At 69.8% G+C, this 13661-nt stretch carries 12 protein-coding genes; 6 read left to right on the top strand and 6 right to left on the bottom strand.

The annotated features are described in order from the left end of the window. The first annotated feature begins 2 nt into the window (after positions 1-2). Entirely contained in the window at positions 3-629 is a 627-nt protein-coding gene (gene eda, locus JL101_RS09030) for a bifunctional 4-hydroxy-2-oxoglutarate aldolase/2-dehydro-3-deoxy-phosphogluconate aldolase (RefSeq protein WP_203099954.1), read from the top strand. 111 nt (positions 630-740) lie between these two features. Here the strand turns inward: eda and JL101_RS09025 are convergent, their stop codons facing one another. Both JL101_RS09025 and bfr read right to left on the bottom strand, forming a co-directional pair. Beyond that, entirely contained in the window at positions 741-998 is a 258-nt protein-coding gene (locus JL101_RS09025) for a hypothetical protein (protein ID WP_203099952.1), read from the bottom strand. Positions 999-1094: 96 nt separating this feature from the next. After that, positions 1095-1571: a bacterioferritin gene (gene bfr / locus JL101_RS09020; RefSeq protein ID WP_203099950.1), complete on the bottom strand. Its 477-nt coding sequence runs from the start codon at positions 1569-1571 to the stop codon at positions 1095-1097. Positions 1572-2067: 496 nt separating this feature from the next. Here bfr and exbB point away from each other — a divergent pair, with 496 nt between their 5' ends. The 3 genes from exbB to JL101_RS09005 are packed head-to-tail and all read left to right on the top strand — an operon-like array spanning position 2068 to position 4053. Further along, the gene (gene exbB / locus JL101_RS09015; protein ID WP_203099949.1) at positions 2068-2781 is read left to right on the top strand and encodes a tonB-system energizer ExbB; all 714 of its coding nucleotides are present in this window, start codon (positions 2068-2070) and stop codon (positions 2779-2781) included. A 4-nt stretch (positions 2782-2785) separates the two neighbouring features. Further along, positions 2786-3232, top strand: a complete 447-nt coding sequence (gene exbD / locus JL101_RS09010) for a TonB system transport protein ExbD (protein WP_201070586.1) — start codon at positions 2786-2788, stop codon at positions 3230-3232. Beyond that, a complete protein-coding gene (locus JL101_RS09005) occupies positions 3229-4053 on the top strand; it encodes an energy transducer TonB family protein (protein ID WP_203099948.1) in 825 nt (274 codons plus the stop codon). Before exbD ends, JL101_RS09005 begins: the two co-directional genes overlap by 4 nt. Here JL101_RS09005 and JL101_RS09000 read toward each other — a convergent pair. Continuing rightward, positions 4045-6264 carry a tetratricopeptide repeat protein gene (locus JL101_RS09000; RefSeq protein ID WP_203099947.1) on the bottom strand — a complete coding sequence of 740 codons (2220 nt, stop codon included), beginning with the start codon at positions 6262-6264 and terminating at the stop codon, positions 4045-4047. The genes JL101_RS09005 and JL101_RS09000 overlap by 9 nt on opposite strands. A gap of 205 nt (positions 6265-6469) precedes the next feature. Between JL101_RS09000 and JL101_RS08995 the strand changes: the two genes are divergently transcribed. Further along, on the top strand, positions 6470-7672 hold the full coding sequence (locus JL101_RS08995; protein WP_203099946.1) for an alpha/beta hydrolase: 1203 nt from the start codon (positions 6470-6472) through the stop codon (positions 7670-7672). A 71-nt stretch (positions 7673-7743) separates the two neighbouring features. Continuing rightward, a complete protein-coding gene (locus JL101_RS08990; RefSeq protein ID WP_203099945.1) occupies positions 7744-8871 on the top strand; it encodes a zinc-dependent alcohol dehydrogenase family protein in 1128 nt (375 codons plus the stop codon). Positions 8872-9007: 136 nt separating this feature from the next. On the opposite strand, the gene serA is transcribed toward JL101_RS08990, so the two are convergent. The 3 genes from serA to JL101_RS08975 all read right to left on the bottom strand — a co-directional run bounded on the left by serA (position 9008) and on the right by JL101_RS08975 (position 13658). After that, on the bottom strand, positions 9008-10585 hold the full coding sequence (serA, locus tag JL101_RS08985; protein ID WP_203099944.1) for a phosphoglycerate dehydrogenase: 1578 nt from the start codon (positions 10583-10585) through the stop codon (positions 9008-9010). 20 nt (positions 10586-10605) lie between these two features. After that, positions 10606-11769 carry a phosphoserine transaminase gene (locus tag JL101_RS08980; RefSeq protein WP_203099942.1) on the bottom strand — a complete coding sequence of 388 codons (1164 nt, stop codon included), beginning with the start codon at positions 11767-11769 and terminating at the stop codon, positions 10606-10608. A 167-nt stretch (positions 11770-11936) separates the two neighbouring features. Further along, positions 11937-13658 (bottom strand): hypothetical protein, encoded by a 1722-nt coding sequence (locus JL101_RS08975; RefSeq protein ID WP_203099940.1) that lies wholly within the window; start codon positions 13656-13658, stop codon positions 11937-11939. Positions 13659-13661: the final 3 nt, after the last annotated feature.

Here is a 13661-nt window from a genome sequence, read left to right as displayed (position 1 = left end):
GAATGCAGACCATCTCAGCCATCCTGGCGCTCGGCCCCGTCGTCCCGGTACTGACCATCGACGACGTGGAGACCGCGGTCCCGCTCGCCCGCGCCCTGGCGAAAGGCGGCCTGCCCGCGATCGAGGTGACCCTGCGCACGGCGGCCTCGCCCGACGCGATCAGGGCCATCGCCGCGGAGGTCCCCGAGGCCGTCGTCGGCGCCGGCACGATCCTGACCCCGAAACACTATGAGGCGGCGGTCGATGCCGGCGCGCGCTTCATCGTCAGCCCGGGCTGCACGCCGGACCTGGTCCGTGCCGCGACCGAGTCGGAAGTGCCGTTCCTGCCGGGTGCGGCGACCGCTTCGGAGGTCATGTCGCTGATGGGCGCCAACTTTACGCACATGAAGTTCTTCCCGGCGGGACCCGCCGGCGGCGTCAAGATGCTGGCGGCCCTGGCGGCGCCCCTGCCCGCCGTGCGCTTCTGCCCGACCGGCGGCGTCACGCTGGAGAACGCGCCCGACTATCTGGCCCTGCCGAACGTCGCCTGCGTCGGCGGCTCCTGGGTCGCCCCGGCCGATGCGGTCAAGGCGCGCGACTGGGGCAGGATCGAGGAACTGGCCCGCGCCGCGGCGGCTCTGCGGAAGTGAAATCGTAGGTCGGCCTCGGCCGAAGGCCGACGCCGACAGCATGGCGGAAACGTTGACGCAGGGTGTCGGCGTTCGCCCTTCGGCCGAGGCCGACCTACGAATTCGCCGAAGTCATTCCGCCGATGACGTGTGCCGAGTCCGCGTCCTTACCGGAACACCGACGCGGTTAAGTTCCTTGCACAAATCATCAGTGTTCTGATTGATGACCTGAACCAGTTCCTGAACCGCAGCCTTGACGATCACATGGAGTTCATTGCGGAGTTCGAGGTGATCCTGCTTCAACTCCGAGCGCAGATCCATCAGATCCTGCTTGGTCGCAAGTTTAGCGAGGGCATCGTCGAGCTGCTCCCCTATCGTCTCTTGCACCATGCGCACCCCTCGCGGTGATACCGCGACCGTCCGGTCGGAATACCCACGCACGGTAGGTTCGCGGATCGCCGGAGTCAAATCAAAAGGGGTAGCGCATCACGACCCCTTGAACATCTGCTCCTGCTTGTAGTTCTCCCGGCCGACGCCGTCGATCAGGCGCAGCTGGTGGGTCAGCCAGTCGATGTGCTCCTCGGTATCGGTGAGGATGTCGGTGAAGAGCTCGCGGGTGATGAAATCCCGGATCTGCTCGGTGACTTCGATCGCTTCAAGCAGGGATTCCCGGCCGTTTTGCTCGGTTTCCATCTCCAGCTCGACCATCTCCGGCACATCGTTGCCGGTCTTGATTTTGTTGAGGTCCTGGAGATTGGGCATGCCTTCCAGGAACAGGATGCGCTCGATCAGCCGGTCGGCGTGCTTCATCTTGGAGATGGATTCCTGGTAGCTGTGGTCCGCCAGGCGCTCCAGGCCCCAGTCCTTGAGCATGCGCGCGTGAAGGAAGTACTGGTTCACCGCGGTCAGCTTGCCCGTCAGGATCTTGTTCAGGTGGCGAATAGCGCTGGGATCGCCCTTCATCTACAGTCTCTTCCCCCATGCGGGCCGGTAACGGAATCGTCACGCCCATCATCGGGTTCCAACCCACACTTGTCGATATGGTTTCAGTCCGCCGGCTCAGATTGTGCGCTTGCGCCGATCGCACCGCCCGCCCGGCCGCATCATTCCTATCCGTGCAAATGACTCGCAAAATCATTTGCATGCCCGGTCAGTGTCGCCTATGGATGAATCACCAATCCAACTGTCCGGGACCCCATCCGGGGAACGAAGCATGACGAGACCCCGCGCCTTACGCTGGCTGACCCTCACGATCGTATCGCTGATGTGCCTTTCCACGGCCGCGCTGGGTCAGGTCCCGAGTTCGGAGGCGCCGCCAGCGGCACAGGAACAGCCGGTGCAAGGGCAGCAGACACAGGAAGTCCCGGACAACCGGCCCCCCGTCACGGCTGACGGTACAGCGGAACCCGCTCCCTCGGAGCCCGCCGTGGCCGACCCCGCTGCGGGGGAGCCCGTCGGGATGGAAGAAGCCGCGCCGCTTCCCGCAGCCCATGACCTGTCGCCGTGGGGCATGTTCATGGCGGCCGATATCGTCGTGAAATCGGTCATGGTCGGGCTTGCGCTGGCGTCGGTGCTGACCTGGACCGTGCTGATTGCCAAGGCGATCGATCTGGGCGCCGCCAAGCGGCGGGTCGCCCGGGCGCTCGGCGCGATCGGGTCGGCGCGCTCGCTGGCCGAGGCCGCCGAGCACAGCCGCCCGGCCTATGGCCCGGTCCACGGCTTCGTCAGGGCCACGGTCGCGGAGCACGACCTGTGGTTCGCCGGGATGGACAAGGGGGGATTGCGGGACCGCATCGCGTCGCGTTTGGAACGGCTGGTCGCCTCGTCCAGCCGCCGCATGACGAAGGGCACCGGCATCCTCGCCACCATCGGATCGACGGCTCCGTTCGTCGGGCTGTTCGGCACCGTCTGGGGCATCATGAACAGCTTCATCGGGATTTCGGAGGCGCAAACCACCAACCTGGCGGTCGTGGCGCCCGGCATCGCCGAGGCGCTGCTCGCCACCGCCATGGGCCTCGTCGCCGCCATCCCGGCGGTCGTGATCTACAACGCCTTCGCGCGCGGCATCGCCGGCTACAAGGCGCTGCTGATGGACGCGGCGGCGGAACTCCAGCGCCTGGCGTCGCGCGACGTGGACCGCGCGATGGTGTCCCTGCGCAAGGCGGCGGAGTAGCACCATGGCAGCCAAGCTGGACCAGGGCGACGACGACCTGGACGAAACCCATGAGATCAACGTCACTCCGTTCATCGACGTGATCCTCGTCCTGCTGATCATCTTCATGGTCGCGGCGCCGCTGGCGACTGTCGATGTCCCGGTGGACCTGCCCTCCTCCACCGCCAAGCCGCAGCCCAAGCCTGACAAGCCGCTCTACCTGACGGTCCAGGCCGACCTGTCCCTGGTCATCGGGGACGAGGCGCTGGGCGGGGCTCCGCTGGCACCGGCGCTGGATCGGGCGACCGGCAGCGACCGCGAGCAGCGCATCTTCCTGCGGGCCGACCGGACAGTGGACTACGGCGACCTGATGTCCGTCATGAACGACCTGCGCGCCGCCGGGTACCTCAAGATCGCCCTCGTCGGCCTTGAAGGCATGGCCCCGACCGATCCCGCCGCCGCCAGACCATGAGTTCCGATGTCCTGCGCTGGGGCCTGAGCGCCGGCTTCGTGCTGGCGGTCCACGCCGGCATATTGGCCAGCGTGCTCGCCCTGGACACCCCGCCTCCCCCGGCGGAGGTCGCCGGCCCCGTCCTGATCGACCTGCCGCCCGAACCGCCCCCGCCGGAGCCTGCGGTCGAGGAGCCGGCGCCGGAACCACCCCCGCCCCCTCCGGAACCACCGCCGCCGGAACCGCCCCCGCCGGAGCCCCCTCCTCCCGAGCCGCCCCCGCCGGAGCCGGAGCCGATCCCGGAGCCTCCGCCACCGGAGCCGCCCCCCGAGGAGGAACCGCCGCCCCAGGTCGAGCCGGAAGTGGCATTGCCGGAAATCACGCCGCCCAAGCCGCCCCGGCAGAAGCCGCCGCCGCCGCGCCCCAGGCCGGTCGAGCAGCCGCGTCCGCCCGAGCCGGCGCCGCCGGCCCCAGCACCTCCGCCGCCCGCTCCCGCACCGGTCGCGGAAGCCGAACCGGCGCCGGCAAGGCCGCGGGCCGTGGCGCAGTCCTCGGTGATGCCCAGCTTCCAGCAGCGGCTGCTCCAGCACCTGAACCGGCACAAGCGCTATCCGCAGTCCTCGCAGCGGATGCGCCAGCAGGGGACCGCGCTGCTGCGCTTCACCATGGACGCCGAGGGTGCCGTGCTGTCGTACCGCCTGGAGAAAAGCTCCGGCTACGATGCCCTGGACGAGGAGGTGCTGGAGATGATCCGGCGCGCCCAGCCCCTGCCGAAGATCCCGGCCGATCTGGGCCGGACCTCCCTGGAACTGGTCGTCCCGGTGCAGTTCGCGCTACGCTGAACCCCGCTCCAGCACCGACTCCAGCGCCCGCACGGCGCTGGAGTCGTGGAACGCCTTGGGTGCTGCGCGGCGCAGGGCTTGGCGGAGCTCGGCGCGGCGGCGGCGGTCGCTTCCCAGGCGGACCGCGATCTCGACATAGCCGTCACGGCACGGGGCGATCGTCTCCCGGATGCCGGTCATCTCCAGGATGCCGGCGGAATGGCGCTGGCGCATGAGCCCGCCGGGCAGCGTGACGATGGGCAGGCCGTGGGTCAGGGCCTCCAGCGTCGTGTTGTGTCCGGACCAGGAGGGATTGTCGAGGAAGATGTCGGTCAACCCTGCCACGGCATGGAAGCGCGCATGGTCCATCTGCGGCAGGAAGCGGCAGTGGCGGTCGGCATCCAGCCCGGCCCGCGCGAAGGCGGTCGCGAGGCGCCGGCGGAAAGTGAGCGCCACGCGCGGCGCCGGCATGTAGTCGATGAAGAGGAAAAACGCGTCCGGCAGGCGCGCGGCGATCCGGACGAACAGGTCGTCGTCGCATGGCAAGTACTTGAAGAGGGACTGGCAGCACCAGAAGATCGGCGCGTCCTCCGGCAATCCCAGGTCGGCGCGGCTGAGCGGCACCGCCGGCGGGTCGAGCGGGCGATACGCGTAGCCCAGGTTCGGCAGGGGTATCAGCGTCTCGCGGTAGTGGGCCTGCGCGCCCGGCGGCTCCATCAGGGCGGAGCTGAGATACAGGTCCATGGTCGGCAGGCCCGTCGTCACGGGGTGGCCGGTGGACATGGCCTGGACGGGAGCCAGTCGGAGCGCGGCCAGCCGCGCGGCCATCGGGTCCATGCCGACGTCGCCGAAGACCAGCGCGTCCAGGTCGTCGCCCCGGATCGCCTCGGCCCAGGAGCGGACCCCGCCCAGCCCCCGGCGGAAGGCGCGCGAAAGAGACTCGAAGCGGGTCGTCTCGTCGTCGGACGCCGGACCGGTGTGATAGCAGAACAGGGCGACCCGCGCGGGATCGAACGCGTCCGCCCAGCCGCGCAGCGACACGTTCACGGCGGAATGCCTGCCGATATGGCCGGCGACGAACCCGACCCTGAGGGGACCGCCGTTCCCGCGCCGGGCTGCCGGCGGCCGGGAGTATTCCGGGTAGCCGGAGGCCATCAGGCCGGAGACGAGGTCGCCGTAGAGGGTCTGCAGGCCGAGGTCGCAGCGCCCCTGGTATGCCAGGTAGAAGGGCTGGCTGTCGCCCACCGCCGCCGCGGCCGCCGCCCGTTCCACCTCCGGGGCGGCGGCGTAATGGTCGGCCAGCTCTTCCAGGCGACGGGCATAGGCTTCCCGCGCGCGGTCCACTTCCCCCATGTCCGAGTAGATGATCGGCAGTTCGGCGAAGCAGCGGCGGAACCGTGCGGAGGCGTCGAGGCGATCGACCGCCAGGGCGCGGCCGAAGCATGTCCGGGCCTCGCCGTGCCGGGCCAGTTGCTGGAGCGCCGCGCCGAGCGTGAGATGAGCGCCGCCATGGGCCGGGTCGATCGAGAGGGCGCTCCGGTAGCGTGAGGCGGCCGCGGCGGCCCGGCCGGCGGCAAGCTCCCCGTTGCCGAGCAGCAGATGCGCCTCCGCCTGGTCCGGGTCGAGGGCCAGGGCGGCGCGGCAGAGGCCCGCGGCGTCCTCGGTCGCCCCGTCCTCCTGCAGCAGCGCCGCGGCAGCCAGTATCGTGCCGGTGTGCCCGGGCGATCGCCGGAGGATGGCGCCGTAGCAGTCCGCCGCCCCCGCCCTGTCGCCGGTCCGCTTCAGCAGATTGCCCAGGTTGAGCCGCAGGCCGGGATGGTCGGGGGAGTGGTCGAGCGCGCGCCGGTAGGTGGCGATGGCGGACGGGAAGTCGTCCAGGTCCGCCAGGGCGCCGGCCAGCACCAGCGCCGCGTCGGCATCGCCGGGACGGGACGCGACCACGGGGGCGATCACGTCGCGGGCCTCCGCCGGGCGGCGCAGGTCCGCCAGGAGCGCGGCCCGGTTCAGCGCCACCGTCGCATGCCCCGGCAGCAGGCGGCCGGCCCGTTCCAGTGCCGCCAACGCCCCGGACCGGTCGCCCGTCCGCCGGAGCGCCGCCGCCATGTTGTTGTAGAGCGTGAAGTCGTCCGGCCGCTCGGCGATGGCGCGGCGGTAGATCCCGGCGGCCTCCGACGGGCATCCCTCGGCCATGCGGGACCGGGCGGCTTCATCTGTCGCGGCAGGTTCGGACATGGGGCCTTCGGGGTGAAGACAAGGGAGTTGAGGGGCTTGGACCGTGGCAGCGACCCTAACGCCCCGCCCGGTTGCGGGACAACACAAACCGGAAGGATGCCGGGTAACGGTCCGCACGGCCGATCGATTGCGGTACTAACCGTTTTTTCACCACCCCTGCCCGACCCTGGAGCGGAGCATTAACCATGGGAATCGGGTTGCGGCGATGGAATGGGTTCGGGACCGGCTGGGGCGGGCTTCGACGGGCGTTTTGACGGGACTGGCGATCGGGCTTGCGGCCTTGCTGCCCGCGCCCGCGCCCGCCGCTGCCGCGTCACCGGCGGCGAAGCCGGCCATGTGGGTGGAGCCGGCCGTTCCGGAGCAGGCTCCGCTGGGGCCTGGACGGGCCGCGGGTGCCATCGTCTGGGCCCATGGCCTGTCGCTTCACGACGAGGATTCGCGCGCGCCCACGCCGCCCTACATCCGCGCCCTGGCCGAACAGGGTTGGGACACCTTCAGGCTGAACCGGCTGCGCCAGGCCGACAGCCTGAACGGAACGGGAGCCCGGCTGGCCAAGGCCGCCCGCGACCTGCGCGCCCAGGGCTATGCGCGAATCGGGCTCGCCGGCCAGAGCTTCGGCGCCTTCGCCGCCCTGGCGGCGGTCGCCGAGGACGGCGTCGCCGACGCGGTGGTCGCCACCGCCCCCGCCGCCTACGGCAGCTTCACCGATTCGTACGGGACGTGGCGGGCCAACGCGACCGAGCTTTACCGCCTGCTGCGGCAGGTCGGGACGACACCGCTGATGATGGTCTTCTTCCACGGCGACGGCTACGACCCCGGCGGCCGCGGGGACATGACGCGGGCGATCCGCAGCGACCGGCAGGTCCGTGACCTGATCATCGACCAGCCGGCCGACCTGATCGGCCATTCCGCCGCCGCGAGCGGGCTGTTCGCCCGCCGGTTCGCCGGCTGCATCGGCCGCTTCGTCGCGGGGCAGATCCGCACGCCGGCCGACGAGGCCGATTGCGAGACGTCCTGGGGCCGCCGCCCGAGCGCCGACCTGGGCAACAGCGGAGGCACTCCCCGGTTCGGCTCGACGCTGGCCTCGGTGAAGCCGCCGATCGCGGCCGGCCTGGCCGGCTCCTGGTACGGGTTCTATCGGAACGGCCGCGAGGTGATGCTGAACATCGAGCAGGTCGAGGGCGACCGCGTCGTTGCCAGCTACCTGCTCGGCTCCGGCCTGATGGCGCAGGAGCGGGCGGAATCATCGCGCCGCGAGGGTTCCTTCGCGGACGGCGAGCTGGTGTTCGACGAACCCGCGCTGAACCAGCTCCGCTTCCGGCTGCGCCCCGACGGCGCCCTGGCCGGCTCCTGGCAGGCCCGGGACGGCAGCGCCACCCTGGATACGGTGCTGCGCCGGATGCCCTGAATTTTCCGCCCGTGCGGCCGGCGGAATGCGCTATTCATGAGGTAAGGAGACCAATAGCCGAGGGGGAAGCGATGAGGGCCAAGGCCGCCGTACTGCACGAGATCGGGCTTCCCAGGCCCTATGCGGACAGCAAGCCGCTGCATATCGAGGAGGTCGAGCTGGCACCACCCGGCCGCGGGGAAATGCTGGTCCGGATCAAAGCCGCCGGCCTGTGCCATTCCGACCTTTCCGTCATCAACGGCGACCGGCCCCGGCCGATGCCCATGGCGCTTGGGCACGAGGCGGCCGGCATCGTCGAGCAGATCGGCGACGGCGTCGAGGAGTTCCGCCCGGGCGACCATGTCGCCCTGGTCTTCGTGCCGAGCTGCGGGCTGTGCGGCCCCTGCTCCGAGGGCCGGCCGGCCCTGTGCGAGCCCGGTGCCGCGGCCAACGGCGCCGGCACGCTGCTGGGCGGCGGCATGCGGATCACCGGTCCGCAGGGCCAGCCGGTCCACCACCATGTCGGGGTCTCGGCCTTCGCCGAGTTCGCCGTGGTCTCCGCCCGGTCCGCCGTGAAGATCGACGATACCATCCCGTTCGACGAGGCGGCGCTGTTCGGCTGCGCCGTGCTGACCGGCGTCGGCGCGGTGGTCAATACGGCCAAGGTCTTCGCCGGCGCCAGCGTGGCGGTGATCGGCCTGGGCGGCGTCGGGCTGAACGCCATGCTGGGCTGCATCATGGCCGGGGCCGACCGGGTCGTCGCCATCGACATGATCGACCGCAAGCTGGACCTGGCCCGGCAATTGGGTGCGACCGACGTCTTCAACGCCAGGACGCCCGACGTGGAGGCCCGGATCAAACAGGCGACCGGCGGCGGCGTGAATTACGCCTTCGAGATGGCGGGCTCGGCCCCGGCGCTGGAGATGGCCTACCGGATCACCCGGCGCGGCGGCACGACGGTGTCCTCCGGCCTCGCCAATCCCGCCAAGATGATGTCGATCCCGGCGGTCTCGCTGGTCGCGGAGGAGAGGACGCTGAAGGGCAGCTACCTGGGCGGCGGCGTGCCCAAGCGGGATATCCCCCGCTACATCCGGATGTTCAAGAAGGGCAAGCTGCCGGTGGACGCCCTGATGAGCGAGCGGATCCGGCTGGACGAGATCAACGAGGCGTTCGACAAGCTGGCGGACGGCACCGCCGTGCGCCAGCTCGTGATGTTCTGATGGTCCAGCACGCCGGAATATCGTAGGTCGGCCTCGGCCCGCAGGGCCGACGCCGACACCCCCGGCGGGAGCGTCGGCACATGGTGTCGGCGTTCGCCTGACGGCGAAGGCCGACCTACGATTGCATACAGCGACCTCAGAAACTCAGCGCCCTGGCCCGGACGACGCTGGGCAGGGTGCCGATCCTGTGCAGAAGCTCGTCGCTGATCTGCTGGTCGACCGACACCAGGGCGATCGCGTTCTCCCCCGGGGCGGTGCGGCCCAGGTGGAAGGTCGCGACGTTCACTCCGGCGCTCCCCAGCGTGGTGCCGAGATGGCCGATGAAGCCGGGCTTGTCCTCGTTGCGGATGAACAGCATGTGGTTGGACAGCTCTGCCTCGATCGGCACCTCCTCGATGCCGACGATCCGGGGCTTCTCGCCGCCGAACAGGGTGCCGGTCAGGGACCGGCTGCGCTGCTCGGTGTGGACGATCACGCGCATCAGGGTCTGGTAGTCGCTGGCCCGCTCGCGCTTGGTCTCCGCGATCTCGATGTCGCGCTCGCGCGCGATCACCGGGGCGTTGACCATGTTGACGCTGTCCAGCAGCGGCTTCAGCAGGCCCATCAGGACCAGGGCGGTCAGCGGCCGGGTGTTCAGCTCCGCGACGTGCCCCTCGTACTCGACGGTGACGCCCTTCAGGCCGCTCTCGGTGATCTGGCCGGCGAAGCTGCCGAGCTGTTCGGCGAGCTGCATGTAGGGCCGCAGCTTGGGCGCGTCCTCGGCCGAGACGGACGGCATGTTGAGCGCGTTGACCACGGCGCCGGAGACGAGGTAGTCCGCCATCTGCTCCGCCACCTGGAGCGCCACGTTCTCCTGCGCCTCGGTGGTGCTGGCGCCCAGATGGGGAGTGCAGATCACCTGCTCCATGCCGAACAGCTGATTCTCCTTGGCCGGCTCCGCCGCGAACACGTCGAGGGCGGCGCCCGCCACATGGCCGCTCTCGATCGCCGCCTTCAGGTCCTCCTCGACGATCAGGCCGCCGCGCGCGCAGTTGATGATCCGGACGCCTTTCCGGCATTTCGCCAGCGACTCGGCGTTGAGCAGGTTGCGGGTGCCGTCGGTCAGCGGCGTGTGCAGGGTGATGAAGTCGGCGCGGGCCAGCAGGTCGTCCAGCTCCACCTTCTCCACGCCCAGATCGACCGCCCGCTCGTGGCTGAGGAACGGGTCGTAGGCCACGACACGCATCTTCAGGCCGAGCGCCCGGTCGGCGACGATCGAACCGATATTGCCGCAGCCGACCACGCCCAGCACCTTGGCGGTCAGCTCGACGCCCATGAAGCGGTTCTTCTCCCACTTGCCGGCGTGGGTCGAGGCGTTGGCCGCCGGAATCTCCCGGGCGAGCGCGAACATCATGGCGATGGCGTGCTCGGCCGTGGTGATGGAGTTGCCGAACGGCGTGTTCATCACGACGACGCCGCGCGCCGTGGCGGCCGGGATGTCCACGTTGTCCACCCCGATACCGGCCCGGCCGACCACCTTCAGGCTGGACGCGGCGGACAGGATTTCCTTCGTCACCTTGGTGGCGGAGCGGATCGCCAGGCCATCGTAGCCGCCGATGATCTCCTTCAGCTCGTCCGGCTTGAGGCCGGTCTTGACGTCCACCTCGACGCCGCGCTCGCGGAAGATCTCGACCGCGCGCGGGCTCAGGCTGTCCGAAATAAGGACCTTGGGCATTCCAGTACCTTCCTTCCGGGTCAGCCGGCCTTGACGGTTTCCGACTTGACGGTCTCGAAGGCCCACTCGATCCACGGGATCAGGGCTTCGATGTCGCTCCGGTCGATGGTGGCGCCGCCCCAGATCCGCAGGCCGGGAGGCGCGTCGCGGTATGAGGCGGCATCCAGGGCGACACCCTCCTTCTCCAGCAGGGCCGCGACCTTCTTGGCGACGTCGGCCTGGGCGGCGGCGTCCAGCGCGGTGATCTGCGGATCTACGATCTTCAGGCAGATCGAGGTGCAGGAGCGGATCGACGGCTCGACCGCCAGGAAATCGATCCAGGGCGTCCGGGCGACCCAGTCGGCCAGCGCGCGGAGGTTGCTTTCGGAACGCTCGATCAGGCCGGGAAGGCCGCCGACCGACTGGGCCCATTTCAGGCCGTCGATCGCGTCCTCCACCGCCAGCATGGACGGCGTGTTGATCGTCTCGCCCTTGAAGATGCCCTCGTTGAGCTTGCCGTCCTTGGTCATGCGGAAGATCTTGGGCATCGGCCAGGACGGCTTGTAGCTCTCCAGCCGGGCCACGGCGCGCGGGCTGAGCACCAGCATGCCGTGCTGCGCCTCCCCGCCCAGCACCTTCTGCCAGGACCAGGTGACCACGTCCAGCTTGTCCCAGGGCAGGTCCATCGCGAAGGCGGCCGAGGTGGCGTCGCAGATCGTCAGGCCGTCGCGGCCGGCCGGGATCCAGTCGCCGTCGGGCACGCGCACGCCCGAGGTGGTGCCGTTCCAGGTGAACACCACGTCATGGCCGAAATCGACCTGGGACAGGTCGGGCAGCGAGCCGTAATCGGCCTGGAGCGTCCGGGTGTCGTCCAGCTTCAGCTGCTTGACCACGTCGGTCACCCAGTCCTTGCCGAAGCTTTCCCAAGCCAGCATGTCGACCGGCCGGGCGCCCAGCAGCGACCACAGCGCCATCTCGACGGCGCCGGTGTCGGAGGCCGGGACGATGCCGATGCGGTAGTCGGCGGGAATGCCGAGGATCGACCGGCTGAGCTCGATCACCTCGGCCAGCTTGGCCTTGCCGGGCTTGGAGCGATGGGACCGGCCGAGCAGCGCGTCGGAGAGCGCTTCCAGCGTCCAGCCAGGACGCTTCGCACAGGGACCGGAGGAGAAATGGGTGTTCTTTGGCCGCGCAGTCGGCTTCATGGAGGCTATTCCTTGCAGAATAGTTGCAACCCGTTGGGGGGTTGTGGCCCGGCGCGGATACTAGATACCGCCCTGGACCAAATCAACGGCGCAATTCCGTTCCGCGCCCACGGCATGGCGGCACAAGATAATTAGCAAGAGAACGTCGCCATTTCGACCGGGGCCGGTCAGGCGGCGGCGCCGGGGAAGCCCACGGACCACAGCGCCGACTGAAGCTTGGCCATGCCCTGCTTCCGCTCCGCCTCGCTGCCGAAGCGTTTGGCCCAGGTGGTCTGGAAGTCGGGGCTCTTCATGGCGCGCTCCAGCGTTTCGGCGACGAAGGTGCGGGCTCGGCCCTCCGGGAAGCTGACCTGCCCGCAGACCTTCAACAGCACGGCGATCCGTTCCGCCAGCGGCTTCTTCACGCCCATCACGCCGTTGCGGAGCGCCTCGAACACGGCGCCGTCCAACTCCTCAAGGACCGGCGCCGCCGCATCGTCGGCCAAGCCGGCCAGACGGATCGAGGACTGGAGATCGACCAGCGCCTCCACCGTCTCGACCACGCTCCTGCGACCCCCGACCGTCTCGCGGAGCAGCGGCTCGGGCTCCATCAGAGCCGCGAGATGCCGCCGCAGCCTTGTCTTGTCCCGCTCGCCGGGAACCATGCGGATCAGGCGGCTGAGCCGGTCGATCCGCTCCGACCGGGTGCGCAGCCCTTCCAGTTCGGTGGCGACCCGCGCCTCGGTGAGGACGGCGCCGATTCGCTGCTCGAGGGTCGCCCGGATCTCCTCGTCGGCGCCGAGCCCGGGATTTACCTCGGACAGCCAGCGGCCGAGCGCGCCGACCGCCTCGATCTCCTGGAACAGGCCTTCGTCGGGCCGCAGGGCCGACCGACCGGAGAGTTCGGCCAGCAGCCGGCGGCGCAGCACCGTGCGGCACCGAGGCAGCAGGTTCGCCTTCATCAGCGTGTTGAGCTGGGCGAGCCCGATCAGCGCTCCGCCGTCCGGATAGGCGAAGGTGCCGGCATGCAGTTCGGCCAGCAGGATCACCGTCTGGTCCGGCCGCAGCCGTCCGCCCCGCAGCTCCCGCAGGCTCGGCGGCGCGTCGAGAATCTCCGCCGCGAGCATGTCGAGCAGCCTGTAGTGCCGGATCTCCAGGCCGGGCTGGACCAGCAGGACCAACCGCGACAGCTTCTCCCCCCAGCTGCCCGCCCCCATCAGGTAGCGGGTCAGGGCGCGCAGGCAGTGGTAGGAAAAATCTTCGGCATCGGGAAACCGGCTCTCGATCTCCCAGACCACGGCGAGGAACTTGCCTGCCTCGATCTGCGGGATGGAGTGCTTGCGGTCGTCGGCGTGCAACGCCTCGATCACCTTGTGGACCGTGTCGATCAACTCGATATAGCGCGCCTTGCTGGCCTTGGACGCGTCCTTGGCGCCCTGGACCTGGGCCATCGCGGCGCGCTGGATCGCCCCCTCCACCATGCTTTTGCCGGAGGCAAGCTCCGTGGTGTGCCTGACGGAGTGGATCAGCTCCAGCGGAGTCATCCGGCGCGGTTCCAGGAACCGGGCGAGCAGGACCCGGATGTCGTCGCGGGTCTGCTCCCGTTGGAAATCCTGACGGGTGCGGCAGGGCGTTCGGGCGCCCAGCGTCGGCAGGCCGGCGGGATCGGGATCGGTCCGGCCGGGCGCCACCCATTTCAACAGGATCGTGCGGTCGGAGTGGTCGAACCCGCCGAAGCGGGTGGCGCGAACCACGCGCACCCCGTCCAGCCCCCGCAGCGCCAGCACCTTTTCCGCCGCCTTCAGCAGCGTCGCGGCGGACGGCGACTCGACCGCAGGCTGCCATGCCCCGTCCTGGAGCATGTGCATCTCGTATTCGACACTGACTTCGACGGACGTGCGGTCAGGCATGCG

The sequence above is a fragment of the Skermanella rosea genome (assembly GCF_016806835.2).
Taxonomy (GTDB): Bacteria; Pseudomonadota; Alphaproteobacteria; order Azospirillales; family Azospirillaceae; genus Skermanella; species Skermanella rosea.
The sequence above is the reverse complement of the archived record's forward strand: the minus strand, read 5'-3'. Positions and strand labels throughout refer to the sequence as shown.

Coding starts and splice junctions, on each gene's coding strand:
- eda (WP_203099954.1), top strand. CDS start 3: ATGCAGACCATCTCAGCCATCCTGGCGCTCGGCCCCGTCGTCCCGGTA.
- JL101_RS09025 (WP_203099952.1), bottom strand. CDS start 998: ATGGTGCAAGAGACGATAGGGGAGCAGCTCGACGATGCCCTCGCTAAA.
- bfr (WP_203099950.1), bottom strand. CDS start 1,571: ATGAAGGGCGATCCCAGCGCTATTCGCCACCTGAACAAGATCCTGACG.
- exbB (WP_203099949.1), top strand. CDS start 2,068: ATGGAAGAAGCCGCGCCGCTTCCCGCAGCCCATGACCTGTCGCCGTGG.
- exbD (WP_201070586.1), top strand. CDS start 2,786: ATGGCAGCCAAGCTGGACCAGGGCGACGACGACCTGGACGAAACCCAT.
- JL101_RS09005 (WP_203099948.1), top strand. CDS start 3,229: ATGAGTTCCGATGTCCTGCGCTGGGGCCTGAGCGCCGGCTTCGTGCTG.
- JL101_RS09000 (WP_203099947.1), bottom strand. CDS start 6,264: ATGTCCGAACCTGCCGCGACAGATGAAGCCGCCCGGTCCCGCATGGCC.
- JL101_RS08995 (WP_203099946.1), top strand. CDS start 6,470: ATGGAATGGGTTCGGGACCGGCTGGGGCGGGCTTCGACGGGCGTTTTG.
- JL101_RS08990 (WP_203099945.1), top strand. CDS start 7,744: ATGAGGGCCAAGGCCGCCGTACTGCACGAGATCGGGCTTCCCAGGCCC.
- serA (WP_203099944.1), bottom strand. CDS start 10,585: ATGCCCAAGGTCCTTATTTCGGACAGCCTGAGCCCGCGCGCGGTCGAG.
- JL101_RS08980 (WP_203099942.1), bottom strand. CDS start 11,769: ATGAAGCCGACTGCGCGGCCAAAGAACACCCATTTCTCCTCCGGTCCC.
- JL101_RS08975 (WP_203099940.1), bottom strand. CDS start 13,658: ATGCCTGACCGCACGTCCGTCGAAGTCAGTGTCGAATACGAGATGCAC.